Origin of the sequence: Pseudarthrobacter sp. C1 (assembly GCF_034720455.1) — a bacterium.
Taxonomy (GTDB): Bacteria; Actinomycetota; Actinomycetes; order Actinomycetales; family Micrococcaceae; genus Arthrobacter.
This window is the reverse complement of record NZ_JAYESK010000001.1, coordinates 481791-508771: the sequence shown is the minus strand read 5'-3', so window position 1 is coordinate 508771 and position 26981 is coordinate 481791. Positions and strand designations below refer to the sequence as shown.

At 65.9% G+C, this 26981-nt stretch carries 24 protein-coding genes; 18 read left to right on the top strand and 6 right to left on the bottom strand.

Annotated features, from left to right (window positions below):
- Window positions 1–6: 6 nt before the first annotated feature.
- From U7114_RS02215 to U7114_RS02180, 8 genes are all read left to right on the top strand, one after another.
- Window positions 7–1002 (top strand): substrate-binding domain-containing protein, encoded by a 996-nt coding sequence (locus U7114_RS02215; protein WP_321215430.1) that lies wholly within the window; start codon window positions 7–9, stop codon window positions 1000–1002.
- Window positions 1003–1066: 64 nt separating this feature from the next.
- The gene (locus U7114_RS02210; RefSeq protein ID WP_157239007.1) at window positions 1067–2134 is read left to right on the top strand and encodes an ABC transporter permease; all 1068 of its coding nucleotides are present in this window, start codon (window positions 1067–1069) and stop codon (window positions 2132–2134) included.
- A 12-nt stretch (window positions 2135–2146) separates the two neighbouring features.
- Entirely contained in the window at window positions 2147–3082 is a 936-nt protein-coding gene (locus tag U7114_RS02205) for an ATP-binding cassette domain-containing protein (RefSeq protein WP_157239006.1), read from the top strand.
- Between the two features lie 88 nt (window positions 3083–3170).
- Window positions 3171–4166 (top strand): Gfo/Idh/MocA family oxidoreductase, encoded by a 996-nt coding sequence (locus U7114_RS02200; protein ID WP_323056457.1) that lies wholly within the window; start codon window positions 3171–3173, stop codon window positions 4164–4166.
- Window positions 4166–5194 (top strand): Gfo/Idh/MocA family oxidoreductase, encoded by a 1029-nt coding sequence (locus U7114_RS02195; protein WP_323056456.1) that lies wholly within the window; start codon window positions 4166–4168, stop codon window positions 5192–5194. Before U7114_RS02200 ends, U7114_RS02195 begins: the two co-directional genes overlap by 1 nt.
- 44 nt (window positions 5195–5238) lie before the next feature.
- Entirely contained in the window at window positions 5239–6330 is a 1092-nt protein-coding gene (locus U7114_RS02190) for a Gfo/Idh/MocA family oxidoreductase (protein WP_323056455.1), read from the top strand.
- Window positions 6330–7115 carry a TIM barrel protein gene (locus U7114_RS02185; RefSeq protein WP_321215434.1) on the top strand — a complete coding sequence of 262 codons (786 nt, stop codon included), beginning with the start codon at window positions 6330–6332 and terminating at the stop codon, window positions 7113–7115. Before U7114_RS02190 ends, U7114_RS02185 begins: the two co-directional genes overlap by 1 nt.
- Window positions 7112–8152 (top strand): Gfo/Idh/MocA family oxidoreductase, encoded by a 1041-nt coding sequence (locus U7114_RS02180; protein ID WP_323056454.1) that lies wholly within the window; start codon window positions 7112–7114, stop codon window positions 8150–8152. Before U7114_RS02185 ends, U7114_RS02180 begins: the two co-directional genes overlap by 4 nt.
- A gap of 31 nt (window positions 8153–8183) precedes the next feature.
- Here the strand turns inward: U7114_RS02180 and U7114_RS02175 are convergent, their stop codons facing one another.
- Genes U7114_RS02175 through U7114_RS02165 form a run of 3 tightly spaced genes read right to left on the bottom strand, consistent with a single transcriptional unit; the run spans window position 8184 to window position 10896 of the window.
- On the bottom strand, window positions 8184–9203 hold the full coding sequence (locus U7114_RS02175; protein WP_323056453.1) for a LacI family DNA-binding transcriptional regulator: 1020 nt from the start codon (window positions 9201–9203) through the stop codon (window positions 8184–8186).
- A gap of 41 nt (window positions 9204–9244) precedes the next feature.
- Entirely contained in the window at window positions 9245–10138 is an 894-nt protein-coding gene (gene iolB, locus U7114_RS02170) for a 5-deoxy-glucuronate isomerase (RefSeq protein ID WP_323056452.1), read from the bottom strand.
- A 17-nt stretch (window positions 10139–10155) separates the two neighbouring features.
- A complete protein-coding gene (locus U7114_RS02165; RefSeq protein WP_321215437.1) occupies window positions 10156–10896 on the bottom strand; it encodes a GntR family transcriptional regulator in 741 nt (246 codons plus the stop codon).
- 343 nt (window positions 10897–11239) lie between these two features.
- On the opposite strand from U7114_RS02165, the gene U7114_RS02160 reads away from it, so the two are divergent.
- The gene (locus U7114_RS02160) at window positions 11240–11413 is read left to right on the top strand and encodes a hypothetical protein (protein ID WP_323056451.1); all 174 of its coding nucleotides are present in this window, start codon (window positions 11240–11242) and stop codon (window positions 11411–11413) included.
- Between the two features lie 87 nt (window positions 11414–11500).
- Complete coding sequence (locus U7114_RS02155) at window positions 11501–12658, top strand: LOG family protein (RefSeq protein ID WP_323056450.1); 1158 nt, start codon at window positions 11501–11503, stop codon at window positions 12656–12658.
- A gap of 28 nt (window positions 12659–12686) precedes the next feature.
- On the opposite strand, the gene U7114_RS02150 is transcribed toward U7114_RS02155, so the two are convergent.
- Window positions 12687–13631 (bottom strand): matrixin family metalloprotease, encoded by a 945-nt coding sequence (locus tag U7114_RS02150; protein WP_323056449.1) that lies wholly within the window; start codon window positions 13629–13631, stop codon window positions 12687–12689.
- Window positions 13632–13658: 27 nt separating this feature from the next.
- Entirely contained in the window at window positions 13659–14831 is a 1173-nt protein-coding gene (locus tag U7114_RS02145; RefSeq protein WP_323056448.1) for a VIT1/CCC1 transporter family protein, read from the bottom strand.
- Between the two features lie 256 nt (window positions 14832–15087).
- Between U7114_RS02145 and U7114_RS02140 the strand changes: the two genes are divergently transcribed.
- Window positions 15088–15315 carry a hypothetical protein gene (locus U7114_RS02140; RefSeq protein ID WP_157238996.1) on the top strand — a complete coding sequence of 76 codons (228 nt, stop codon included), beginning with the start codon at window positions 15088–15090 and terminating at the stop codon, window positions 15313–15315.
- Between the two features lie 109 nt (window positions 15316–15424).
- Here U7114_RS02140 and U7114_RS02135 read toward each other — a convergent pair whose 3' ends face one another.
- Window positions 15425–16942 (bottom strand): sodium:solute symporter, encoded by a 1518-nt coding sequence (locus U7114_RS02135; protein WP_157238995.1) that lies wholly within the window; start codon window positions 16940–16942, stop codon window positions 15425–15427.
- A gap of 261 nt (window positions 16943–17203) precedes the next feature.
- On the opposite strand from U7114_RS02135, the gene U7114_RS02130 reads away from it, so the two are divergent.
- From U7114_RS02130 to U7114_RS02100, 7 genes are all read left to right on the top strand, one after another.
- On the top strand, window positions 17204–17779 hold the full coding sequence (locus tag U7114_RS02130; protein ID WP_323056447.1) for a helix-turn-helix domain-containing protein: 576 nt from the start codon (window positions 17204–17206) through the stop codon (window positions 17777–17779).
- Window positions 17780–17941: 162 nt separating this feature from the next.
- A complete protein-coding gene (gene speB, locus U7114_RS02125) occupies window positions 17942–19006 on the top strand; it encodes an agmatinase (RefSeq protein WP_321215443.1) in 1065 nt (354 codons plus the stop codon).
- A gap of 5 nt (window positions 19007–19011) precedes the next feature.
- Window positions 19012–20721, top strand: coding sequence for a thiamine pyrophosphate-binding protein (locus U7114_RS02120; protein WP_321215444.1), 1710 nt, complete (start codon window positions 19012–19014; stop codon window positions 20719–20721).
- Between the two features lie 151 nt (window positions 20722–20872).
- Window positions 20873–21343 (top strand): MarR family winged helix-turn-helix transcriptional regulator, encoded by a 471-nt coding sequence (locus tag U7114_RS02115; protein ID WP_321215445.1) that lies wholly within the window; start codon window positions 20873–20875, stop codon window positions 21341–21343.
- 11 nt (window positions 21344–21354) lie between these two features.
- Window positions 21355–22974: an MFS transporter gene (locus U7114_RS02110; RefSeq protein WP_321215446.1), complete on the top strand. Its 1620-nt coding sequence runs from the start codon at window positions 21355–21357 to the stop codon at window positions 22972–22974.
- Between the two features lie 163 nt (window positions 22975–23137).
- Window positions 23138–24871 carry an ABC transporter ATP-binding protein gene (locus U7114_RS02105; RefSeq protein WP_321215447.1) on the top strand — a complete coding sequence of 578 codons (1734 nt, stop codon included), beginning with the start codon at window positions 23138–23140 and terminating at the stop codon, window positions 24869–24871.
- Window positions 24868–26943, top strand: a complete 2076-nt coding sequence (locus tag U7114_RS02100) for an ABC transporter ATP-binding protein (protein WP_321215448.1) — start codon at window positions 24868–24870, stop codon at window positions 26941–26943. Before U7114_RS02105 ends, U7114_RS02100 begins: the two co-directional genes overlap by 4 nt.
- Window positions 26944–26981: the final 38 nt, after the last annotated feature.

The window sequence follows — 26981 nt, the reverse complement described above, 5'->3', positions numbered from 1 at the left end:
TATATCGTGAAGAAGTTTTCCTGGCGGAAGGCGACCCTCGTGGCGGCCGTCGTTCCGATGCTGGCACTGAGCGCTTGCTCCAGCGGCGGAGGCAAGTCGGCAGACACTGCAAACTCCGGCTCCTCGGGGCAGGTGGCAACCACCGCCCGCATCAAGGTGGCCCTGATCACCCATGCAGCAGCAGGCGACACCTTCTGGGACATCGTCCGCAAGGGGGCGGAGGAAGCATCGGCTAAAGACAACGTTGAGCTCCTCTACACCAGCGATCCTGAAGCCGGTCGCCAGGCGCAGCTCGTCCAGCAGGCAATCGACCAGAAGGTCGATGGCATCGCCGTCACCCTCGCCACCCCGGATGCCCTGAAGGACGTCCTGAAGAAGGCCACTGATGCCGGCATCCCGGTGGTGAGCCTCAATGCAGGCGAGAGCATCTCGTCACAGCTCGGCGCATTTACCCACTTCGGGTCCAACGAGAAACTCGCCGGCGAGGCCGTGGGGACCCGGTTGGCCGCCGAGGGCTTCAAGCACCCCGTATGCGTAATTCAGCAGCAGGGCCACGTTGGTCTGGAAGCACGCTGCGCAGGCGTCAAGGCCAAAGTTCCGGGAGCGGAGATCCTGTACGTCGACGGCAAAGACATGACCGCAGTCCAGTCCACCGCCACAGCGAAGCTCCAGGCCGCCAAGGATGCCGACGTCATCATTGGCCTGGGCGCACCGATCACCCTGACGCTGCTCAAGTCCGTCGCGGATGCCGGCAGCTCTTCGAAGGTTGCCAGCTTCGACCTGAACGCAGATCTCGCGCAGAAGATCGTGGATGGTGCCGTGATCTTCACCGTGGACCAGCAGCCGTGGCTCCAGGGCTACATGTCGATTGATTCCCTGTGGCAGGCAAAGCGCGGCGGCTTCAAGCTCGGCGGTGGACAGCCTGTCCTGACCGGCCCGACCATTGTCGATAAGTCGAACGCTTCAGACGTCCTCAAATTCGCCCAGCAGGGCGTCCGCTAGATCCAGGACTCAGGCCGTGCGGAGGGTATCCGCCGCACGGCCTGACCAACAAGGAGTTCTTCCAATGGCAAATACAGCAACCCTGCCTCCGGCACCAGCCGCAGCAGCCGGGCCGCGCGGCGATGAGCGAGTCGGACAACGGAACCCGTTCCAGAAGCTCCTGGGCCGCCCTGAAGTTGGCGCTCTCGTAGGAGCAGTGGTCCTGTTCGTTTTCTTCGCGCTGGTTTCTTCGACCTTCACCCAGCCCAACGCCCTGGCAACCATTCTTTACGGCAGCTCCACCATCGGGATCATGGCCGTCGGTGTGTCGCTGCTGATGATAGGCGGCGAATTTGACCTTTCCACCGGCGTGGCCGTGATCTCATCAGCGCTGACCGCATCCCTTTTCAGCTGGAATTTCTCCATGAACGCGTGGGTAGGCGTTGCCTTGGCGCTCGCAGTCTCGCTGGCCATCGGGTTCATCAACGGCTGGATCCTGATCAAGACCAAGCTTCCCAGCTTCATCGTCACCCTCGCGACGTTCCTGATGCTTACCGGCCTAAACCTGGCATTGACCAGGCTTATTGGCGGCAGCGTGTCCTCGCCGTCCATTTCCAAGCTGGACGGCTTCGAATCGGCCCGTGCCGTGTTCGCCTCGTCGATCAGCATCGGTGGCGTTGAAGTCAAAATCACCGTGTTCTTCTGGATCATCCTGGTTGCCATCGCATCCTGGGTACTGCTGCGCACCAAGGTGGGCAACTGGATCTTCGCAGTGGGCGGCAACGCCGACTCCGCACGCGCCGTGGGCGTGCCCGTGACGAAGACCAAGATCGGGCTGTTCATGGCGGTCGGGTTCTGCGGTTGGATCCTCGGCATGCACAACCTGTTCGCCTTCGACGCAGTGCAGTCGGGCGAGGGCGTGGGCAACGAATTCCTCTACATCATCGCCGCCGTGATCGGCGGCTGCCTCCTCACCGGTGGCTACGGTTCAGCCGTGGGAGGTGCGATCGGTGCCTTCATCTTTGGCATGGCCAACAAGGGCATTGTCTACGCGCAGTGGAACCCGGACTGGTTCAAGTTCTTCCTCGGCCTGATGCTTCTGCTGGCTACCATCGTCAACCTCATCGTCAAGCGCCGCGCGGAACTGAAGTAAGGGGCGAAGAAAATGAACGCCAAAGCAATCGACCAGCAGACCCTGCTCAAGAACGAAAAGGATCCGCTGACGCACACCCCGGTTCATTTGCTCTCCCTGGAAGGTGTAGGCAAGCACTACGGCAACATCATTGCCCTTCGTGACGTCACCATGGCCGTGGACAACGGCCGCGTCACGTGCGTTCTGGGAGACAACGGTGCCGGTAAGTCCACGCTGATCAAGATCATCGCGGGCCTGCACCAGCACGACGAAGGCTCACTGTACGTCATGGGTGACGAACGGAAATTCAGTTCCCCCCGCGATGCCCTCGATGTCGGCATCGCGACGGTCTACCAGGACCTCGCGGTGGTTTCCCTGATGCCCATCTGGCGGAACTTCTTCCTCGGCTCGGAGCTCACCACCGGGTTCGGCCCGTTCAAGAGCCTCGATGTCCAGAAGATGAAGGACATCACCAAGAAAGAGCTCGCCGACATGGGCATCGACCTGCGCGATGTGGAGCAGCCCATCGGTCAGCTTTCGGGCGGCGAGCGCCAGTGTGTGGCCATTGCCCGGGCAGTGTACTTCGGAGCCAAGGTCCTGATCCTGGACGAGCCGACGGCGGCCCTGGGCGTCAAGCAGTCGGGCGTAGTTTTGCGCTATATCCTCCAGGCGAGGGACCGGGGCCTTGGGGTCATCTTCATCACCCACAACCCGCACCACGCCTTCCCCGTGGGCGACCGGTTCCTCCTGCTCAAGCGGGGCAAATCCATCGGCTACTACGACAAAAAGGACATCACCCTGGACGAGCTCACCGCCCAAATGGCCGGCGGCGCGGAACTTGCCGAACTTGCCCACGAGCTCGAACAGCTCGGAGGCCACGGCGACATCGTCAAGGAAGTCCAGGCTGAGGTTGCCGACGTCACTGAAATCGCGGAATCTGCCAAGGAAAGCAGCCCGCGGCACGTGTAGCACCCCGCCGGGGGCCCGACGGCAAATGCCCGATGGGCCCCCTCGCTCTGCCATTCGTGTGCGCACTGAACATTAGACAGGAAACAGCATGCCGATCCGGGTGGGCGTCATTGGCGCCGGCATTATGGGCGCAGACCATATCAGGAACCTTTCCGCCACCGTCAACGGTGCGGAAGTCACCTTCGTGGCAGACCTCGACGCCGGACGCGCAGCTGCTGCTGCGCCGCCGTCGGCCCGGACCACGACGGACCCCTCGGAGCTGATCAACTCCAGCGAGGTGGACGCCGTCGTTATCGCTTCGCACGACTCCACCCACGCCGGACTGGTGCTGGAATGCTTCGAAGCGATGACGCCCGTGCTTTGTGAAAAGCCGCTGGCCCCGACGCTCCTGGAGAGCCTTGACGTTGTGGAAGCTGAGGCGGACATCGTCGCGGCGACCGGTGCCAGGCTGCTGTCCATGGGCTTTATGAGGCGCTTCGATCCCGGCTACGCCGCCCTCCGCGAATCCACGCGGCTTCGGAGCCACGGCGAACCCCTGATTGTCCACTGCACCAGCCGCACGGTAGCCTCGGGCCCCGGCACCAGCTCGGAAACGGCCATCACCAATTCGGCCATCCACGAGTTCGATATCATCCCCTGGCTGCTGGACTCGCCCATCACCGAAGTTGCATGGCAGGCGGGGCGCAGCTCCCGGCACAGTCCCGGAGAACTGCAGGACCCTGCCGTGATGCTCCTCCGGACGGCCGACGGAACCCTGACGACCCTGGAACTGTTCCTGAACGCGCAGTACGGCTATACCACCAGGTGCGAAGTTGTTTCCGAGGGTGGCACCGCTGCCCTGCCCGAACCCGCAGCCCTGGTGGTCCAGCGCGAGGGCCACCGCACGGCCGAAATCCCTGCTGACTGGCGCCCGCGTTTCGCCGACGCCTACCGGCTGCAGCTCCAGGCCTGGATTTCCGCCCTCGAAAGGGGCGAGCCCGCACCGCTCGCCACCGGAGAAGACGGCCTGCGGGCATCGCAGGTTGCCCAGGCCATGATCCGGTCGCTGCACAGTGACGGAGCCTTCACGAAAGTAATCTACTGATGGCCGTTCCCGTCATGCCGGCATCACGCGTCCCGGATTCGAAGGACGCACCCTCCCTGCGTTGGGGAATCATGGGGCCCGGGTGGATTGCAGAGCGGTTCACGGAGTCAGTGCAGGCGCATTCCCGCCAGGTGATTGCCGCCGTCGGCTCCCGCTCCGTGGCCCGCTCCAAAGAGTTTGCCGGGAAGTTTGGCGTGCCGGCCGCGTACGGAAGTTACGAGGAGCTCGCAGCGGCTCCCGATATCGACATTGTTTATGTCGCCACACCGCACAATTTCCACCACAGCGCAGCCCTGCTCGCGCTCGAAGCAGGCAAACACGTCCTGATCGAAAAACCCATAGGGCTCAATGCGGACCAGGCACGGGACATCGCCGCGCGGGCCGGGTCCGCCGGCGTTTTCGCCGCCGAGGCGATGTGGAGTTTCTTCCTGCCAAAATTCGACGTCATCCGGCAGATCCTCGAAGCCGGGACGCTGGGGGCCGTGACCACTGTGCTGGCGGAATACGGCGAGTACTTCGACCGCAGCCACCGCATCTTTGATCCAGCGCTGGCCGGGGGTCCGCTGCTGGACCTCGGGACCTATCCCTTGGCGCTTATCACCGAAATCCTGGGCTCCCCGGAGCAGATGCATGTCATTGGCCAGCAGCACGAGTCCGGGGTTAACGCGCAGCTTTCGGCGATCATGCACTTCCCGGGCGGCAGCCAGGCAGTCATGAACACGCAGCTGCATAATTTCACCCCCACGGCTGCCACCATTGTCGGCTCCCAGGCAACACTGACCATGGACGGACCATTCAACATGCCCGGCGGTTTCGAGCTGCGTTTCCCCGACGGGACACGGCGGCGCTACAGCGAGCCGGCGGGCGGGCACTTCGAGGGCCTGCATTTCGAAGCCGCAGCAGTGGCCCGTTGCATCGCGGCCGGACAGGCAGAAAGCCCCCAGCGTCCACTCGCGGCCTCCATCCGAACCATGGAAGCCGCCGACGAAATCCGGCGCCGGCTCGGCATTAGCTTTCCGGGCGAATGAACCCCCGCATAACCGTCTCTTCACACACCCGAAAGGATGAGCCCTTGGCTTACATCACCCAGAACCCCACGGCAGTCCCGGTACCGGTACGGATAGGGCTCATCGGCTCCGGCTGGATGGGCGCATTCCACGCCGACAGCGTTGCGCGCCGCGTCCCCGGCGCGGTCCTGGCGGCCATTGCCGACCCCAACATCGAGTCCGCCCGGAGCCTTGCCCTGGAACTGGGCACCACCAAGGTCACGGCCAGCGCCGACGACATCTTCGCGGATCCGGAGGTTGACGCCGTGATCATCGCCAGCCCGGCACGGTTCCACTCGGCACTTATCACCCAGGCGGCCGCCGCCGGGAAACACGTTTTCTGCGAGAAGCCGGGCGGCCAGGGGCTGGCGGAACTCGACGCCGCCTTGGCAGCCGTTGACGCTGCCGGCGTGCACTTCCAGATCGGATTCAACCGCCGTTACGCCGAAGATTTCCAGGCAGCAAAGAAGGACCTCGCCGCGGGCATTGCCGGGACCCCGCAACTCCTGCGCTCGCTGACCCGTGATCCGGGGAACGGAAGCATCCCCCATGCCGCCAGGGTCCCGGCCTGGACCATCTTCCTCGAAACCCTCATCCACGACTTCGACACCCTCAACTGGTTCAACGAAGGGGCCGAACCCGTGGAGGTTTACGCGGTGGCCGATGCGCTCGTGGAGCCCTCGCTCCGTGACCAGGGGTTCCTGGATACAGCGGTGGTGACGATCAGGTACAGCAACGGTGCGTTGGCGGTGGCCGAGGCGAACTTCAGTGCGCTGTACGGGTACGACATCCGCGGCGAAGTCTTCGGCTCCAAGGGCATGGTCCAGGCCGGCCGGGCCACGGAGACGGCCGCCCGCCGCTACACCGCAGAGGGGCTGTCCGCGGACACCCCGCGGCTCAACGTCGAACTCTTCCGCCAGGCCTACACGGACGAACTGGCGGACTTCGCCGAGGCGGTCCGTGCCGGGCGCGACGGCGGCGTGCCATCGCCGTCGTCCGGTTTCACCCTGACGCCGGGCGCTGCCGACGCCCGCCGCGCCCTGGCAATGGCGCTGGCCTGCATCGAGTCCGTCAAGAGCGGCGCCCCTGTTACCGTCGCCGGGAAGGCAGCCGTCTGATGCGCCTGGCAGTATGCGCCGAGATGGTCTTCCTGGACCTGCCGTTTGTGGAACGGGTGCGCAGGATCCACGAGGCGGGATTCGACGTCGAACTCTGGGACTCGCGCGGAAAGGACATCCAGGCGCTGAAGGCTACCGGGGCGGTCTTCTCCTCCATGACGGGCTACGTATCGGGCAGCCTGGTGGACCCGGACACGGCCGATGAGGTGGTGCGGACGGCTGAATCGCTGATCCCCACCGCCCTCGAACTGGGCGTCAGCCGCATGGTGGTGCACCCGGCTGAACTGGTGGAAGGCCGCGCCGCCCGCCCGGTGTACCGCTCCACCGGCCGCATGTGGGCCACGGGCGCCAGAACCCTGCAGCGGCTTGGCGCCCTGGGCGAAAAACACGGTGTGACGTTCTGCCTGGAGAACCTGAATACCATCCTTGACCACCCCGGCATCCCGCTGGCACGGGCCAAGGACACCCTCGCACTGGTGGAGGCGGCCGGACACCCGAACGCCAAACTGATGCTGGACCTGTACCACGCGCAGCTGGGGGAGGGGAACCTCATCGAACTCGTGAGATCGGCCCTGCCGCACATCGGTGAAGTCCAGGTTGCGGATGTGCCCGGCCGCTGCGAGCCCGGAACCGGAGAAATCAACTACGCAGCCGTTGCCCGGGCCCTCGCCGATGCCGGCTACCACGGCACAGTGGGCATGGAGGCGTGGGCCAGGGACGGCAGTGCCGCAGCCCTCGACGCCTTCCGGACCGCCTTTACCGTCTATGCAGAGGAAAAACAATGAAGGATGTAACCCTTGGCCTGGTAGGCGTGGGCCGGATCGGCGTGATGCACGCCGGCAACATCGCGGGCCTCAACGGGGTGCTGAACCCCAAGGGCATCAACGTCAGGCTCCGGCTAACGGACGTGGCCGAAGAGCACGCGCGGACGGTGGCAGCCGGCCTGGGCGCCGAGTTTCTTCCGTCCGTCGAAGCCCTCCTTGCCTCCGGCATCGATGGCCTGGTGGTGGCCACAGGCACCGCCACCCATCCCGGGCTGATCAAGGCGGGCGTGGACGCGGGCATCCCGGTATTTTGCGAGAAACCGGTGGCAATGAATGTGGCGGATGCCCTGCCCGTGCTGGATTACATCCGCAGCAAGCACGGTGTGGTCCAGATCGGCCACCAGCGCCGCCTTGATGCCGGCTACCTGGAAGCCAGGCGGGCATACCAGGCCGGCGAACTGGGCTGGATCCACTCGCTGCGGGCCGTCACCTGTGACATGGCACCGCCTCCTGTGGAGTTCCTGGCCACCTCAGGCGGCCTGTTCCGCGACTGCTCCGTCCACGATTTTGACATCCTCCGCTGGCTGACGGGCCGGGAGATCGTTGAGGTGTACGCGAAGGGCTCCAACAACGGGGACCCGGCCATCGGCGCTGTGGGGGACGTGGACACAGCGCTCGCGCTCGTGACGTTCGACGACGGCACCGTGGGTACCGTCTCAGCGACGCGTTACAACGGGGCCGGCCACGACGTCCGCCTGGAAATCCAGGGTTCCAAGGGATCGCTGACGGTGGGCCTGGATGAAAAAACCGCCATGGCGTCGGCCGAGCCCGGCGTGGGGTTCCCGTCCGGTGAGCCGCACAGGACCTTCGCCGAGCGCTTTGACCAGGCCTACCGGTCCGAAATGGCCGCGTTCGTTGAGCTTGTCCTTGGCCAGCGTGACAACCCCTGCACACCGGAGGACGCCGTGGCCGCCTCCCGGGTGGCGGACGCCGCCCAGGAATCGCTGGCCAGCGGTGTCCCGGTGAGGGTGGAACAAGCCACGGCGGGCGTGCGCTGAAACTCCTGGTGCGGGACCTTGCCGTGGGTGGCTAGGGTCCCGCGCCGGGATTTGAGGAGCTCCGGACCACCAGGGCCGGTTCGAGCTTGCGCGTGACGGAAGGGCCGGCGGAACCAGCAAGCCGGTCCAGCATGACCTGCGCCGCCACCCGGCCGAGTTCCCCGGCGTGCTGGTCGATGGACGTCAGTCCAATGAGGGGCGAGGCGGCCAGCTCGATGTTGTCGCAGCCCACGATCGCCACATCGTCCGGGACCCTCAGCCCGTGCGTAGCCAGGGCCTCCATGATGCCGATGGCCGTGAGGTCGTTGTGGGCAAAGATCGCGGTGGGCAGCACGGCGCCGGAAGCCAGGAAGCGTTCCATGACGTTGCGCCCGCCGCGCTCGGTCATGTCGCTGTGCACCAGCATCGGCTCAAGGCCGAACTGCTTCATCGCGTGCAGGTAGCCTTCGCGGCGGTCGGTGTACGGCAGCCAGTCGGAGATATCCACGTGGGCGATCCGCCGGTGCCCCAGCCCGTGCAGATGCTCCACGGCGAGCGCTCCGGAGCGGAAGTCATCCGTCAGGACTGAATCGACGCCGTCGACCTTTAATTCCCTGGTGATGACGACGGCGGCCGTCCCGCGCAGGGCGGCCTCCAGTTCACCGGCCAAGCCGGTGTAGCCGGCCAGGATGACCCCGTCCACGCGGAGGTCCACGAAGTTCTTCACGGCTTCCAGTTCGGTGCCGGGATCAGCGGAGCCGACGGCGACCATCACCTGGTTGCCGCTGCCGGCGAGGCCCTCGGCAATGCCGTCGTAAATGTCTGCGAAGACCGAGTTGTGCAGGTCAAGGAAGAGGACGCCCAGGGTGTTGGTGCGGTGGCTCGCGAGGCGGCTGGCAAGCCGGTTGGGGGAGTAGCCCAGGGCGGCGGCGCTTTCCAGCACCGCCGTCCGCTTGGCGGCCGAGACTTTGGGGGAATCGCGCATCACCAGGGAGACGAGCGCGCGGCTCACCCCTGCCTCACGTGCCACGTCCTCCATGGTCACGGAGCGGGCGGGGGAAGTCTGCTTCACAAGTCTCCACTATGCCATTGGCAGTCCTGCGCCCCTGCGCACTACGCTCCGAACGGCAGCCGGGGGTCGATGTCCTGCCCGTCCCACGTCTGGCGCACCCAGCCGTGGTGGGGATCGTCGCTGATAAGCCATTCCCGCACCGGTCCCGGTCCGGCCATCACGTTCAGGTAGTACAGGTCGTAGCCCGGTGCAGCCATCGCCGGACCGTGCCAGCCGTAAGGAACCAGGACAACGTCGCCGGTGCGGACCTCGGCGGACACGTCGATGGGGCGCTCATCGGAGGCGTAGACGCGCTGGTAGCCGATGGCATCGGCGTCGGCCGGGGCAGCCGAGCCGGCGGCGACCCGCGTCTCGAAGTAGTAGATCTCCTCCAGGTGCGTCTCGCCGTCCTTTTCCTCGTCATGCTTGTGAGGCGGGTACGAGGACCAGTTTCCGGCGGGAGTAAGGACCTCGCAGACGATGAACCGGTCAGCTTCCAGGGCGGCGGGCGTGCCGAAGTTGTGGACCTGGCGGGAGCAGTTGCCCGCCCCGCGCAGTTCCACCGGGGTCTCGGCGGCAGTCACCAGGCGGGTGGGGTACGAGTCCTTGGCGGGTGCGGTGGCAACTGCCACCCGGCCGCCGTCGGCCGAGCTGATGGTGACCCCCCGCCCCGTGCCGGAGTAGAGAACGTCGCTGGGGCCGTGGAACACCGAGGCACGGCCTTCCAGCTGGTACTCGATGCCGTCCACCGTGACGGTAAAGGATCCATTAAGGGGCACCACAATGCGCTCCTCAGCGGCGGCGGGAAGGACGACGTCGGCCCCGGCGGCGAGGGTGCCCACCTTCAGTCCGGTGTGTGCCCAGCCGTCCACGGCAAGGGAGGAATCGGAGGTCCCGATCGAGACGTCCCATTTGCCGTCGGCGGCGGTGCCCAGGGGGTAGACCCAGTTGGTCATGGAGTTGGCTCCTTGCGTTAGCGCTGTACGAGTGTCATTTCAAAGCTGTAGGAATCACCCCGGTACACGTGGTGGCCGGTTTCCACGCGCCGGCCGGTGTCATCCGTGGCAGTACGCTCCATGGTGACCAGCGCGGATCCGGGCGCAGTGTCCAGGAGGGAGGCCTGGTAGTCGTTGGCCACCACGGCGCCGATGCGCTGGTTGGCGAGGCGGAAGTTCACGCCGCCGCGGCGCAGGATGGCGTACAGGCCTTCCCCGGCCAGCATGGCTTCATCCATGTCGGTGATGTCATCACGGACCCAGTTCTCCATGAGCGCCAGCGGTTTGCCCCCCACCTTGCGCAGCCTGGTGAAGTGGTAGACCTTCGAACCGGCAGGGAGCTGCAGCGTGGCCAAGGTGGCGTCGTCCGCCTCCACATGGGAGAAGCTCAGGACGTCCGTGGTCGGCTTCTTGCCGTTATTGGTGAGGTCGTCGTAGAGGCTGGAGAGCTCGAGCGGACGGCGCACCTGGCTGGAAACCACCTGGGTTCCCACGCCGCGTTTGCGCACCAGCAGGCCGGACCGGACAAGTTCGTCCATGGCCTTGCGCATCGTGGGACGGGAAAGGTTTAGCTGTGCCGCCAGGTCGATCTCGTTGTCGAGCCGGCTGCCGGGTTCCAGGACCCCGCTGAAGATGGCCGCTTCTATGCCCTGCACCACCTGGTGGTAGAGCGGGACGGGGGAGGAGCGGTCGATGCTGAGACCCAGGTTGTTCGCCACGGTACTTCCCTTACGTTCCTGTTGCGGGGCGCCTTCACCCGGGTGGGGCATGGACGGCCGCTTTGCCACTATATGTTCGCTTGATAGGACATACTTTTTCCTCCTCCGATCCTAGCAGGCGCTTCCCAAGGGTCAAGGGATTGGCCGGGAACGGCAGGAAATCGTCAAAGAGAATTATGTACTGACATCAGAACTTTAGATATCGTAGAGCGCTCTAAGGCTGGTGCAGGCATCGCATTCCTGACCGCTATTCCAGTCCTCGGGAGAATCTGAGTGGCAACAATGCTGCTGCAAAAACAATCGCCGACCGCCCCTGGCATCCAGCATCGCGGCGACCTCGCCCATGGCTATCATCAACGAACTCATGATCGTCACGGGCCAGATGCTGGCGTTCGCCATCAACGCCCTGCTCCATGCCCTGATCCACGACACCGAAGTCTGGCGCACCATGCTGGCATCGCGTCCCCTCCCGCCCCCGCACTTCCGCCACGGCGAACCCGTCCGGATTCCCGCCTAGCACCTCCACCAACGCGGGGTCAGATTCAGCCCATTCCGGTGCTCCGGAGAGGCGGAATCTGACCCCGTATTGCTTTAGGTTTAGACCGTGAACCTCTCCGGAAACCTGGGCCCCCACCCGCACAACCTCGAAGTCCAGGACCTGGAAAGCTTCGACCGGCTGGTCAGCGCAGGGGCCCTGGACATGCACGGCTGGCATGCACAGTCCCTGGACCTTCGGGGGAGGACCGCAGCGCTGGAAGGCATGCACGTGGAGGGTGCCATCTTCCTCGGCTGCACGTTCGATGACGGCACGGAGGACCTTCTCCGGCAACGGGGTGCGCTGATCTTTCCACGGCTTGAGACGGTACCGTTCAACCCCTACCGGGCCACCCTCTATACGCCCCAGGAGCTTTACTCCGGGCTGCCGCACTCCCCGTATGAGCAGCTGCCGGATGCCCGGATCTATCAATGGAGCATCCATGATGGCCAGCGGCACCGGCTGGACGCCACCCTTGCTTCGGCACTTCATGACCATGCCATCGGCGACGCCCTGGACGAGCTGGCCAGGACGGGGCCCTGGCAGGGCCGCGCCATGGTTGGCGTGATGGGCGGACACGCCGCGCAGCGTGGCAGCACCGGTTTTGCCCAGGCCGCCCTGCTGGGCCGGCTGCTGGCACAGGACGGTCGCGTCGTTGCCACAGGCGGAGGGCCGGGGGCCATGGAGGCGGCGAACATGGGAGCGTACCTCAGCGAGGCGTCCGACGCCGAGGTGCAGGCGGCGCTGGACACGCTCGCCTCCGTCCCCGGGTTCCGTCCCTCGGTGTCCGCGTGGGCGCGTGCCGCCGCCGCCGTCGTCGAACGCTTTCCCGGCGGGACGCCGTCGCTCGGCATCCCCACGTGGTTTTACGGGCACGAGCCGCCCAACTATTTCGCCACGCACATCGCCAAATACTTTGCCAACGCCATCAGGGAAGCCATCCTGCTGGAGCTGTGCAAGGGAGGCATCGTCTTCCTTCCCGGGGCCGCGGGCACGGTGCAGGAAATCTTCCAGGACGCCTGCGAGAACTACTACGGCGCGCGGGAAAAGATCACGCCCATGGTGCTGGTGGGCAGGCACCACTGGGAGCACCAGTACCCCGCATGGCCCATGCTCCGCAGCCTGGCTGCCGGCCGGGTGATGGAAGACCACATCTTCCTGGTGGACTCGGTGCAGGATGCGGTGGAGGTGCTGCGAAGCCAGTTGGGGCCCGGGCAGGCCGCCTGAGGCCCGGCCGGCATGCGGGTCCGGCTGGTCAGAGGTCCTTGCGGCACTGGGCCTTGCCCAGCTCAAAGAGCCCGTTGAGGTCTCCGGCGGACAACCCCTCGGGTGTGCCGATTTCCGGGTACATCAGTTGCGTGGGGTCCTCCACATGGTCAAGTCCCATGACATGGCTGAGCTCGTGGAGGATCACGGCCCTGGCATAGAGGTGGCCGTCCGGGTTAAGGAGCTCATTGGCGATCTGCGGTGAGTCCAGGTCCAGGCCGCCGGTCACAAAGGCCTTGGGGCCGTCGTCGTAACTGAAGTGGGTGCTGCCTCCGGTGCCGATTACCTTGCCCTTCAGCTGCGGGGCCGCGTCCGGGGTTGTCCAGGCGATGAGCAGCGGTGCCCAGCGCTCGCCGTAGGCCTCCGGCTGGTAGGGCGGCCGTTGCGGGGATGGCTGTTCCCGGGTGGTTCCGTCATAGATGAACTGGATGCCCGTGGCGGCCGAGATGGTGGTGATGGCCTCCATGATGAGCTGCTGGGCGCCGGCCGGTGCCAGCTCGTCATTGACCACATAGTGCAGCGGCCTGCAGGGGGAATACCCCACGGGGCTGCCGTCCCCGTTGACTGCGAGGAAGCGGTAGGAATCGCCGCCCGGCGGGGGCGGGCTGGCGGCGGCCAGCGGGGCGTCCGACTCCTCCAATCCCGGAGGCGGCGTCTTCGTCCGGCCCTCAGCCGGGGGTGCCTGGCCGGCATGTCCCGTGGGGTGGGTGTCCTGCTGGCCGCTGGACTCCCCGGACTGTCCGCCTGGTTGGCCGGTTCCCGGGCCGATGCGGACATCCAGCAGTTCCTTGAAGCGCGGATCGCTGACTGCCAGGGCCGCACCAAAAACTGCCACTGCGGACAGTGCGGCGATGACCAGGAGCCTGGCTATCCCGCGTGCGCCTCGGCGGACCCTGGCCCGCGCATGGCGGGACCCCTCGCGGCGGTCCTCCACTAGGCTGCGCCCATTAGCATGCCACCGCTAACCCACCACGGTGCCGAAGACCAGCCCCAACAGGTAGGTGACTGCCGCGGCGCCCAGCCCAATGGCAAGCTGGCGCAGCCCGCGCGTCAGGGGTGACGTGCCGGACAGCAGCCCAACGGTGGCGCCGGTGACCAGCAGGGCCAGGCCCACCAGGGCGCCCGCAACCACCAGCGCCGGCACACCTGTCAGGCCGACCACAAACGGCAGGATGGGTACGATGGCGCCGGACGCGAAGAAGCAGAAGCTGGACAGGGCCGCGCCCCACGCGGTGCCCACCGCCTCATGCTGGTCATCGACGTCGGGCAGTTCCGGCTGCAGCGACAAGCTGGGATCGCAGTCACAGGGCAGCAGGCCGGTGCGCTCGGCCACCCGGTGTTCCGCGGCTTCCTGGGTCATGCCCCTGGCCAGGTACACCAGGAGCAGTTCGTTGTGCTCAAGGTCCAGTTTGGGAGCGGCTACCAGCGTGACCTGCGTGGGCCGGGTTGCCGCCAGCAGTTCACGCTGGGAACGGACGGAAATGAACTCACCGGCGCCCATGGACATGGCGCCGGCCAGGAGGCCGGCAATGCCGCTCAGCAGCACCACGCTGCTGGCCACGCCGGAAGCGGCCATGCCCATCACCAGGGACAGGTTGCTGACCAGGCCGTCATTGGCGCCGAACACCGCTGCCCGGAAAGTTCCGGCCAGGCGGTTGCGCCCCCGTGTGGCCAGTCCGCGGACCACTTCCTCGTGGATCTGCTCATCGGCCGCCATGGCATCCGTGGCGTTGGGGTCCTTGGCGTACGGGGAGCGGCCTTCGGCCCGCTGGGCCAGCGCCAGCACGAACACAGAGCCGAAGTGCCGGGCCAGGAAACCCAGCAGCCGGCTGCGGAGGGATGCGCGCCGGGGCTTGCCCGCGCGGTCCCCGAGCAGGCCCAGCCAGTGTGCTTCATGGCGGCCTTCGGCCTCGGCCAGGGCCAGGAGGATTTCACGTTCCTCACCCTGGCGGCTCTGCGCCAGGTCCCGGTAAACAGCGGCCTCGGCGCGCTCGTCCGCGAGGTATTGCCGCCAGCGTTTAACGTCCGACGGCGACGGCCCGGACTGCCGGTTCGGCCCGGATCCTTCCGGTGCGGCCGGGAGGGACGACGGCCGGGGCGCGGCGTTTCGGTTGTTCTGGGCGTGCGGAGACACGGACACTCCTGGGCTGGATGGGGCATGGTTCGGCCCCATTGCAGTGCCAGCTTACTGCGAAAATCCGCGGATTTTTGGCAGGTAATCCTCCCTCGGACATTTCGGTCCGCCTTAAATTCGGTGCCGCTTCCGCGGGTCCCGCCAGCCGGTTTCATGCGCTATTGACCCGTATGCCGGGCGGTGCTGTGATGAAAGTGTGGCGCGGCCCGCGCCCTCACTGAAAGAGCACGTCAGGCGAACAAACGGAGGTTCAATCATGGGCACCACCGGACAGCACCCGGACATGCCGCACCTTGATGCCGTGGAGGCGGATCCTGCCTACGACTACGCCGAGGATGCACCGGTAGATGAGGACGACTGGGACACCGAGGACGATCTCCTGGACGAGGAGGAACCTGTGGTCCAGGTGCCTCCTGTCGTGATCGACGCAGAGGACCGGGTGGTCCCCCTGGAGGACCCCGACGAGGTCCGCGAAGCCGAGTAGGACTGACGACGGCGGCACCTCCTTCGCTGGAACGCGACAGGAGGTGCCGCCGTCGTCGTTTGCCTGGTGCCGGCGCCCCGGAGCGGGCCTGGCAGCCGGCCCGCCGGACCTAGCGGACGGCGGTGGGAACCGGCGCCTCTTCGCTGTCCTGCCCGGCCACCCGGCGCTGCCAGTTGCGCATGACCTGGGGGTCGGTGGGCCTGGTCAGCAGGGACACCGCAATGTAGACCACCGCTGAGGCCAGGAGGCCGTAGTAGATGGGCTCGTTGGCGTAGATGCCGTCAAGCGGCGCCTTGGCGTTGACTTCAAGGATGATCATGGTGCCCAGGGTCACCACGGACCCTACTGCCATGGAGGCCGCGGCGGCCAGGCCAGTGCCGCGCTTCCAGACCAGGCCGCCCAGGATTGCCACGAGGAGGCCGCCCACCAGGATGTCGTAGGCGATGGTCAGGGCTGCCACCACGTCCTTGGTGATGATGGCGATGACGATGGCCACGATGCCAAGGGCGAGGACCCACGTGCGGTTCGCTTTGACGTCGTGCTCCGGGTTGTCCGTGTCTTCGGTGTTGATGGTCTTGCCGAACCAGCTGGCGACGAAAGGCAGGACATCTGCGCGGGCCACGGTTGCAGCGGCAATGAGGGCGCCGGAAGCCGTTGACATCATTGCGGCCACGGCTGCCGCCAGGACAAGTCCGCCGATGCCTACCGGCAGCAGGGTCTGTGCCACCTCGGCATAGACATCGTCCTTCGCGGCGATCTCAATGTCGGAGAGGGCCACGCTTGCGGCCATGCCGATCAACGCGCCGGCAACACCATAGAGGATGCAGTAGATGCCTGCAGTGGCGCCGCCCCACCGGGCCACAGTGGGGGTCTTCGCCGTGAAGACCCGCTGCCAGATGTCCTGGCCGATCAGCAGGCCCAGAGTGTAGACGACGAAGTAAGTGATGATGGTCTGGACGCCGATGCCGTCAATCTGGAAGAAGCTTTCATCCACGCGGCTGCGGATGCCTTCAAAGCCGCCCGCAGCATTCAGGGTGAACGGCAACATCAGGAAGAAGATGCCTACGGTCTTGATGATGAACTGCACCTGGTCCGCCAGGGTGATGGACCACATGCCGCCGATTGTGGAATAGACCAGCACGATGGCGCCGCCGACGGCGATGGCCATAGCCCGGTCCCAGTCGAAGAGCACCACGAAAATGGTGGCATAGGCGCCGGTGGATGTGGCGCACAGCATCAGCGTGTAAGCGAGCATCACGATGCCCGAGGCTTCGGTGGCCCTGCTGCCGTAGCGCAGGGTGAGCATCTGGGAGACCGTGTAGATCTTCAGCTTCTGGATGGTCCCGGCGAAGAGCAGGCTCAGCAGCAGGACGCCGGCGCCGATAGCCACTACCAGCCACATGCCGGAGATGCCGAACTTGTAGCCGAGGCCTACACCGCCGACCGTTGAGGCCCCGCCCAGGACGACGGCGGCCATGGTGCCTGTATAGAGGAAGGGGCCGAGGCGGCGGCCGGCAACCAGGAAGTCGCTGTTGTTCCTGGTGCGGGACTTGCCCCACCAGCCGAAGGCCAGCATCGCGAGCAGGTACACCACCACGATGGCGATGTTGATGACACTTAGGTCCATGTTGGCTCCTTGGAGCGTGTTGGCAGCGGGGCTGCAGTCCGGGCACCGGGGAGCCGGGCAGCTGCTGCGGAGATGGGGGAGGTTCCGGGCTATTGCCCTATAGGCAACAATGGTTGTCTCAAGTTAGGCTGTGATGGTGGTAACAGTCAAGGGAGGTTTGGCGTCGCCGCGGCGCGCACGCAAGGGGCGCGTCACAGGCAGGGCTGGCCATTAGGATTGCTCCAGAGCGGAGCCGGACGGCCGGCCATGAAAGGTTCGTAGATGAAGGCACTGCCAGTTGAGCCGAGCAACGTTCCGGTAGCCATCGGTTCCAGGATCCGTGCGGCCCGGCAGTCCCAGCGGCTCACCATAGAGCAGGTGGCCGACGCTACGGGCCTGACCAAGGGATTCCTCAGCCGGGTTGAGCGGGACCTGACGTCGCCGTCCGTCGCCTCGCTCGTGACACTTTGCCAGGTGCTGTCGATTTCGATCGGCGACCTGTTCGCGGCCCCGGAAACACACCTGACCAAACGCAACGAAGGGCCAAGGATTTCCCTCGGCGGCGAAGGCATCGTGGAGCGGCTCCTCACCGCCCGCTCGGAGCGGCGCATCCAGATCATCCAGGCCTGCATTGAACCGCACGGGCGCGGTGAGTCCGAGCTCTATGCCGTGGACTGCGACGTTGACGTTCTCCATGTGATCAAGGGGAGGATCCGCCTGATCCTCACCAACGAGGAATACGACCTCGGCCCCGGAGACACGGTCACCTTCCCGGGCCGTGAGCCGCACACCTGGATCAACCCCACGGACAAGCAGGTTGAGGTGCTCTGGGTCCTGGTTCCCGCCGCCAGCCGTTAACCCCACAACTAGGTAGCGCTAAGTGTCGTTTTGAGCGTTCAAAACGACACTTAGCGCTACTCAGACGGGTGAGGCTCTGTAAACATGCGGTGCACATAGGAAAACCCGGGTGTATGATGGCAGTCACAACAGTCCCTCAACTCCTCGAAGGAGAGGCCTCCAGTGGAAGAGCTGCGCATCGAAGCCAACGGCAACCTAGGCCCCATTGATTCATCCCGCATCCCTCGCTACGCGGGTGCTGCCACCTATGCGCGGCTGCCGCGGCTGGACCAGGTGGCCAAGGCCGACGTCACCGTGGTGGGCGTGCCGTTCGATTCGGGCGTGTCCTACCGTCCGGGAGCCCGCTTCGGCGCCAATCACGTCCGGGAAGCCAGCCGCCTGCTCCGCCCGTACAACCCGGCGTGGGACGTGAGCCCCTTCGAGAACATCCAGGTTGCCGACGCCGGGGACATGGCGGTCAACCCGTTCAACATCAACGAAGCCATCGAGACCATCCAGCAGAACGCTTTGGACCTCACGGCCGGAGGCAGCAGGCTGGTGACCCTCGGCGGTGACCATACGATTGCCCTGCCGCTCCTCCGCGCGGCGGCTGAGCGGGCCGGGGGACCGGTGGCGATGCTGCACTTCGACGCGCACCTGGACACCTGGGACACCTACTTCGGCGCCGAATACACCCACGGCACCCCGTTCCGCCGGGCCGTCGAGGAGGGCATCCTGGACACGGAAGCCATCAGCCACATCGGCACCCGCGGCCCGCTGTACGGCAAGAAGGATCTCGACGACGACCACCGGTTCGGGTTCGGCATCGTCACCTCCGCCGACGTCTACTACCAGGGCGTCCTGGAAACCGTGGCCAAGGTCCGGGACCGGATCGGCAACCGCCCGTTGTACATCTCGGTGGACATCGACGTCCTGGACCCTGCCCATGCTCCCGGCACCGGCACGCCCGAAGCCGGCGGCATCACCAGCAGGGAGCTGCTGGAAATCATCCGCGGCTTCCGCGGAATGAACCTGGTGGGCGCCGACGTCGTGGAGGTGGCCCCGGCCTACGACCACGCCGAGATCACCGGCGTCGCCGCCAGCCACGTTGCCTACGAGCTTGTCACGCTGATGGCAGACAACGCCGTGGAAGGCGACCGTTTCGGCTCAGCGACGGGCTACGCCGCCCAGGCGCTCGGCCAGGAGGTCCGCCGGCCGGCAGGCTTCGCACCGGCGGGCAAGGAGTAGCGGGGATGGTCGAGCACGATCCGGGCAAGGCGGCGGTGCCGGCAGCGAAGGGTCCGGTTACGGGTGCCCGCAACGGCGGGGACCTCGTCGTCGAGACACTGGAAGCCCTGGGCGCGAAAACGGTGTTTGGCATCCCCGGGCAGCATGCGCTGGGACTGTTTGATGCGATGGGCCGGGGCAACCTGCAGTTCGTTTCCTCTCGGGTGGAGAACAACAGCGCCTTCGCTGCGGACGGGTACTCGCGGGCCACCGGTGAAGTGGGCGTCCTGTTCCTCTCCACCGGCCCGGGCGCGCTGACGTCGCTGGCCGGGCTGCAGGAGGCCTATGCCACAGGGGTGCCGATGGTGGTGGTGGCGAGCCAGATTCCGCTGGAAGGCCTGGGCGCCCGGCGCAAGGGCATGCTGCACCAGCTCGATGACCAGAAGGCGTCGGCCGCGAACGTGACGAAGAGCCAGCGGCTGATCCAGCACGCGTCCGGCATCCCGTCGGCCATCCAGGACGCCTGGACCGAGGCAATTTCCTCGCCCCAGGGGCCGGTGTGGCTCGAGATTCCGCAGAACGTCCTGCTCGATCCGATCATGGTGCCGCCGGTGGAGGACGCGCTCGCCGAAGCGGCGGACAATCCGCCGCGGGTGGAGCTGGTCCGCGAAGCGGTGAAATGGCTGCAGGCCGCCGAGCGCCCGGCCATCATTGCCGGCGGCGGTACCCGCCGGGGCCGGGCTGAGAAGTCGCTGCTCTCCATTGCGGAGAAACTGCGTGCCCCCGTGATCTGCACCCCGGGCGGCAACGGCGCATTCCCCTGGAACCACGAGCTCTCGCTGCAGTCCTGGATCGAGGACCGCTACATGACCGATCTGCTCGAGGACGCCGACGTGCTGGTGGTGATCGGCTCCTCGCTGGGCGAGGTCACGTCCAACTACTTCACTTTCGAGCCGCGCGGCAGGATCATCCAGATCGACGCCGAACCCCGGGTCCTGGAGTCCAACCGGCCCGGGCTGGGCATCCGCGCGGACGCTGGGCAGGCACTGGCTGCCCTGGACGAGGCGCTGGAGGTGGAGCCTGCGCATTCCAGGCCCAACTGGCACGGCACCTCTCCGGAGGACCTGGTCAAGGAATCCCTGGCGAAAGTCCGGGCGCGCCTGGAATCCCAGGACCTTGCCAAGGAGCTGAAGTTCATGGCCGACATCCGGGAAGCGGTCCCGGCGGACATGCAGACCTTCTGGGACATGACCATCGCCGCCTACTGGGGCTGGAGCTGCTGGGACGCCCGGGAGGGCCAGTTCCACTCCGCCCAAGGCGCCGGCGGCCTGGGCTACGGCTTCCCGGCGGCGATCGGCGCCGCCGTGGGGCTGGAAACAGTCGGCAAGCCGGGCCGGGTGCTCGCCGTCTCCGGCGACGGCTCGTCCATGTACTCCATCGCGGAACTGGCCACGGCGAAGCAGCACAACGTGCCGGTCACCTGGCTGATCGTGGACGACGGCGGCTACGGCATCCTGCGCGAATACATGGTGGGCGCCTTCGGCAAGGCAACCGCCACCGAGCTGGCCCGCCCGGACTTCGTCAAACTCGCCGAAGCCTTCGGCGTGCCGGCCACAAAAGTGGCGCCGGAGGACGTGGGGGAGGCGCTCAAGGCGGGCTTCGCCGGTGACGGGCCCAACGTCGTCGTGGTGGAAACGCTCCTGAAGATGTTCGCCCCAACCCATCTCCCCGCATAGGGCCCACTCAACCGAATACGCAGGAAAAGGGTCCCGGCCTCCGCAAGGAGCCGGGGCCCTTCGTTTTCCCACTATCCGCCCTTTAGTTTCCTGAAGCAACCAAATGGGTATATAGTTGCTTCAGGCAAACAAGTAAGGAGTGTCTGTAGCAATGGCAGTTGCACCGGATACGGCGGCCGATCTCGTCTACCAGATCTTCGATCTCCAGCGCGCGGTGCGTTGCATCGCCACTGCCGCAGTCCGCGGGCAGGAGACCGGAGTCGCACTCCAGGGCGTCCTCCGGTTCGTGGGGGAGGGGGAGTCGCGCGCCACGAGCCTGGCCGAGCGGCTGGGAGTCAGCGCGCCGGTCCTCAGCCGCCACATCGCGGACCTGGAGGAGCACGGCCTGGTGGTCCGCAGGCAGGACCCCGACGACGGACGGGCACAGTTGGTTGCCCTCACGCCCCTGGGAGCGGACAGGCTCCGGAGCATCGAGGAGCAGCGGACGGCAGCCCTGCAGGACTACCTGCGGGACTGGAGCGAGGAGGACGCCGGCAACACGGCGAAAACCCTGCACAAACTCACCGAATCACTCAAGAAATCAGCCCGGGCAACGGCGGCCGGCACCATCACCACCCCCTAGGAGCAAAACCTATGGCAACCACAGCCGCCCGGGTCACCATGTTGAGTGCACCCGCCGCACCGCCCGAAATGTCCCACCGCCAGATCATGGAAGCGCTCACCGGCCTCCTGGCCGCCTTCTTCACGGCGATTCTCAGCAGCACGATCGTGGCCAACGCCCTGCCGACCATCATGTCCGACCTGCACGGAACCCAGACCGACTTCGCCTGGGTGATCACCGCAGCGCTGCTGGCCAACGCCGCCACCACGCCCATCTGGGGCAAGCTGGCTGACCTCTTCAACAAGAAGCTCCTGGTCCAGCTCAGCATCATCATCTTCGTTGCAGGTTCCGTCATGGCAGGCCTCTCCGAAACCATCCCGCTGCTGCTGGGTGCGCGGGTCATCCAGGGCGTAGCCATGGGCGGCCTGACGGCATTGGCCCAGGCCATCATCGGCACCATGATCCCACCGCGGAACCGCGGGAAATACTCCGGTTACATGGGCGCGGTCATGGCAGTGGGCACCGCCGGGGGACCGTTGCTGGGCGGTTTCATCGTGGACAGCCCGCTGGGCTGGCGCTGGACCTTCTTCGTGTGCGTGCCGCTCGCCGTCGTCGCCCTGATCCTCCTGCAGGTCACCCTCAAGATCAGCCATGTCCGCCGGCCCGCCAAGATCGACTGGCTCGGTTCCGTCCTGCTCACCTCCGGGGTAAGCCTGCTGCTGATCTGGGTCTCCTTCGCCGGCAACCCCGCGTACTACGACTGGATCTCCTGGGAGTCCGCCCTCATGGTCGGCGGCGGAATCATCCTGCTGGCGCTGCTGGTCCTGGTGGAATCCAAGGTGGAGCAGCCGATCATCCCGCTCAAGATCATCTCCGAACGCACCACGGCCCTTGCCATCCTCGCCTCCGTAGCCGTGGGTATCGCGATGTTCGGCTCCTCAACCTTCCTGGGGCAGTACTTCCAAGTGGCCCGCGGCGCCACCCCCACGGAGGCCGGACTCCTTACCTTGCCCATGATCGCGGGCAACCTGGCGGGTTCAGTGGCTTCCGGACTCCTGATCAGCCGCACCGGAAAGTGGAAGGGCTACCTGATCGCGGGATCCGTCTTCCTGATCGGCGGGCTGGGACTGGCAGGCACCATGGACCACACCACGGAGCTCTGGCACGCCGGAATCTTCACCGCGGTGCTGGGCCTTGGCCTGGGCATGCTGATGCAAAACCTCGTGCTGGCAGTGCAGAACACGGTCCGCGCTGCGGACATTGGAACGGCCAGCGCCTCCGTGGCGTTCTTCCGGTCCGTGGGCGGTGCCATTGGCGTCTCCGTCCTGGGCGCCATCCTGGCCAACAGGGTCAGCGAACTGGCCACCCGGGGACTGGCGGCGGCCGGCATCCCCGTCCAGGGCGGCGCAGCGGGCTCCAGCATGGACCTGGCGCACATGCCGGAACCCGTCCGTGACATCATGCGGGCCGCCTACGGTGACGCCACCGCGGAAGTGTTCCTGATTTCAGCCGCCGTGGCCGTCGTCGCCCTGGTGTCCGTGCTGTTCATCAAGGAAAAGCCGCTGCGGCGGACCGTGGACATCCAGCCGGCGCCGGAGCCGGCGCGGGAGCAGGAAAGCACGACGGCGGAGCCCGCCCCGGCGGGCAGGTAATGCAGGCAGTAATCCCCACGGATGATCTTTTGCGGGGCCTGTTTCACCGCGGGGAGGAGTTTCGTAGAGTGGGAAAGCCAAGGATGTCAGCCCCGGCTGCTACTACTTAAGCCTCGTGCTTTTCCGAACCCATTCTTCGAACCCATCCTAAGGACCCATGGGCATGCTCCTGACTCTGATACGACGGTTTTCCAGGCCGTACATGCCGTACATTGTGGCCGTCATTGTGTTTCAGCTGGCGTCCACCATGGCGGCGCTGTACCTGCCCAGCCTGAACGCCCAGATCATTGACGAAGGGGTTTCCCGCGGGGACACGGACTTCATCTGGCGCACCGGCGCCGTGATGCTGCTGGTGGCCTTCGTCCAGGTGGGCACCGCCATCGCCGGTGTCTACTTTGGGTCCAAAGTCGCCATGGCCATGGGCCGCGACCTCCGGCGCGGCGTGTTCCGCAAGGTCACCAGTTTCTCGGCCAGGGACGTCAACGCCTTTGGTGCCCCCACGCTCATCACCCGCGGGACCAACGATGTCCAGCAGGTCCAGATGCTCGTCCTGATGGGACTGAACTTCATGGTGGCCACCCCCATCATGTGCGTGGGCGGCATCATCATGGCGCTGCGCGAGGACCTCAACCTGTCCTGGCTGGTGTGGGTTTCGGTGCCCCTCCTGACCGTGGTGGTGGGCTACCTGGTGGTCCGGCTCATTCCGCTGTTCCGGTCCATGCAGAAGAAGATCGACCGCATCAACGCCGTGCTGCGGGAACAGATCATTGGCATCCGGGTTGTCCGGGCCTTTGTGCGCGAACCCTATGAAACCGGGCGCTTCGGCGAGGCCAATAAGGAACTGACGGACGTCTCGCTGAAGATCGGTTCCCTGTTTGTCCTGATGTTCCCCGCCATCAGCATGATCCTGCACCTGTCCACCGCCGCCGTGCTGTGGTTCGGCGGGCAGCGGGTGGACTCCGGCGAGATGCAGGTGGGCGCCCTCACCGCCTTCCTGCAGTACCTGCTCCAGATCCTGATGGCCGTCATGATGGGCACCTTCATGGCGATGATGATTCCGCGCGCCTCCGTATGCGCAGACCGCATCGGTGAAGTGCTCGACGTCGAACCCTCCATCCACGATCTGGAACGTCCGGAGGCGCCCGCCATGCTGAGCGGCGTCGTCGAGTACCGGAACGTCACCTTCGCCTACCCGGGCGCTGAATCGCCCGTGCTGAGCAACATCAGCTTCACGGCGCGTCCCGGGCAGACCCTCGCCATTATCGGTTCCACCGGGGCCGGCAAAACCTCGCTCCTGTCCCTCCTGCCGCGGCTCTACGACCCTGTGGAAGGGGAGGTGCTGCTGGACGGTGTTCCCGTGGACAGAATGGACCGGGCGGAGATCACCAAACGCGTTGCCCTGGTGCCCCAGCGGCCCTACCTCTTCTCCGGCACCATCGGGCACAACCTGCGGTTCGGAAAGACCGAAGCCACGGACCAGGAACTGTGGGAGGCCCTGGGCGTGGCGCAGGGCGATGAGTTTGTCCGCGCCAAGAAGAACGGGCTCGGCTCGCGCATCGCCCAGGGCGGCACCAACGTCTCCGGCGGCCAGCGCCAGCGCCTGTGCATCGCCAGGGCACTCGTTACCAAACCCCGGGTGTACCTCTTCGACGATTCCTTTTCCGCCCTGGATGTTGCCACGGACGCCCGGCTCCGTGCCGCCCTCAAACGCACCACCTCGGATGCCACGGTAATCATCGTGGCCCAGCGGATCTCCACCATTACCGAGGCCGACCAGATCCTGGTGCTGGACAACGGGCGGATCGTTGACCGTGGGACGCATGAGGAACTCCTGGAAACCTCGCCCACCTACCAGGAAATCGTTGAATCCCAGCTGAGCGTGGAGGAAATGGCATGAGCGCCCCCAAGAAGGACTCCACGGACAGTCGGGGAACAGCGTCAGCCCAGGACGAGCTCGACGCCGGGCAGGCGGCCGCACCCGTCGAGGACGACGACTTCGTTGAGGAGGAGTACACTCCTTCCGAATCGGACGGGGACATGTTCGGCGGGATCCCCGCCAAGAAGGCCGAGCACTTCTGGCCGTCCGCCAAGCGGTTGATGGGGCTGCTGAAGCCGGAAGCCCTGGGGATCTACGTGGTGGTGGGCATGGTGGTAATCGCCGTGGTCCTCAACGTCATCGCCCCCAAGATCCTGGGCCAGGCCATGGACGTGATCTTCGCCGGCGTGGTAGGCAAGCAGCTTCCGCCGGGCGTCAGCAAGGAACAGTTTGTGGACGGGCTGCGCCGGCAGGGCCAGGACAACTTCGCGGACATGGTGTCCCGGATGGAACTGGTGCCCGGCGCCGGCATCGACTTCGACAAGCTCACCCTGCTCATCGCGGTGGTCCTGCTGATGTACTTCGTGGCCAACATCTTCCTTTGGCTGCAGGGCTATGTGCTCAACCGCATCGTGATGAAGGTAATCCGGCGGCTCCGCGATGATACGGAGAAGAAGCTGAACCGGCTGCCGCTGAACTACTTCGATACCCGCCAGCGCGGCGACGTGCTCTCCCGGGTGACGAACGACGTCGACAACATCCAGCAGGCGCTCCAGCAGGCCTTCGCCCAGCTGGTCAACTCGCTGCTGACGGTGGCGGGCATCGTGATCATGATGTTCGTCGTGTCCTGGCAGTTGGCCGTGATCGCCCTGGTTGCGTTGCCGCTTTCCGGCGTCGCGGCAGGCATGATCGGGGTGCGCAGCCAGAAGCTCTTCGCAGCCCAGTGGAAGAACACAGGAGCCCTCAACGGGCAGATCGAGGAATCATTCTCCGGCCACGACCTGGTGCGGGTCTTCGGCCGGGACGCGGACATGCTGGAACGGTTCGAGGAACGCAACGAGGCCCTGTACAAGGCCAGCTTCGGGGCACAGTTCGTGTCCGGCATCATCTTCCCCGTGATGCAGTTCGTTTCCTACCTCAGTTATGTGGGCATCGCCGTCGTGGGCGGCCTCCGGGTTGCTTCGGGTTCCATGTCCCTGGGCGATGCCACCGCGTTCATCCAGTACTCGCGGGAGTTCACGCAGCCGCTGGGCCAGATGGCCGGCATGGCCAACATGCTGCAGTCCGGGGTGGCGTCCGCCGAGCGGGCCTTCGAGTTCCTGGACGCAGACGAGCAGGACACGGAGACCGCCACCGAGCACCTGCCGGCCAGGACCGACGGCCACGTCGACTTCAAGAACGTCACCTTCAGCTACACCGAGGACAAGCAACTCATCGAGAACCTGTCCTTTACTGCCGAGCCGGGAAACACCGTGGCCATCGTCGGGCCCACCGGGGCGGGAAAGACAACCCTGGTGAACCTGGTGATGCGGTTCTACGAGCTCAATGCCGGGTCCATCATGCTGGACGGCGTGGACATCACCCACCTCAGCCGCTCCGAGCTCCGGTCCAAGGTCGGCATGGTGCTGCAGGATGCCTGGCTGTTCGGCGGCTCCATCTACGACAACATCCGCTACGGAAACCTTGAGGCCACCGAGGAGCAGGTGATGGCGGCCGCCAAGGCAACCTTCGTGGACCGCTTCGTGCGGGCCCTGCCCGAGGGCTACAACACCGTGATCGACGAGGAAGGCAACAATGTCAGCGCCGGCGAGAAGCAGCTGATCACCATTGCCCGCGCCTTCGTCGCGAACCCCTCACTGCTGATCCTCGACGAAGCCACGAGCTCCGTTGACACCCGCACCGAGCTGCTGGTCCAAAAGGCGATGGCGGCCCTGCGCACGGACCGCACCAGCTTCGTCATTGCGCACCGGCTCTCCACGATCCGCGATGCGGATACCATCCTGGTCATGGAAAACGGCAAGATCGTGGAACAGGGCAACCACAAGGCCCTCCTCGCCGCGCAGGGCGCGTACTACCGCCTGTACAGGTCCCAGTTCGCCGGAGCGGACGCGGAGGACGTCCCCGTGGACGATTCGACGGCGGTGCACAGTTGAGCACGCAGGAGGCGCCCGCGCAGCAGGCCACCCCGGCG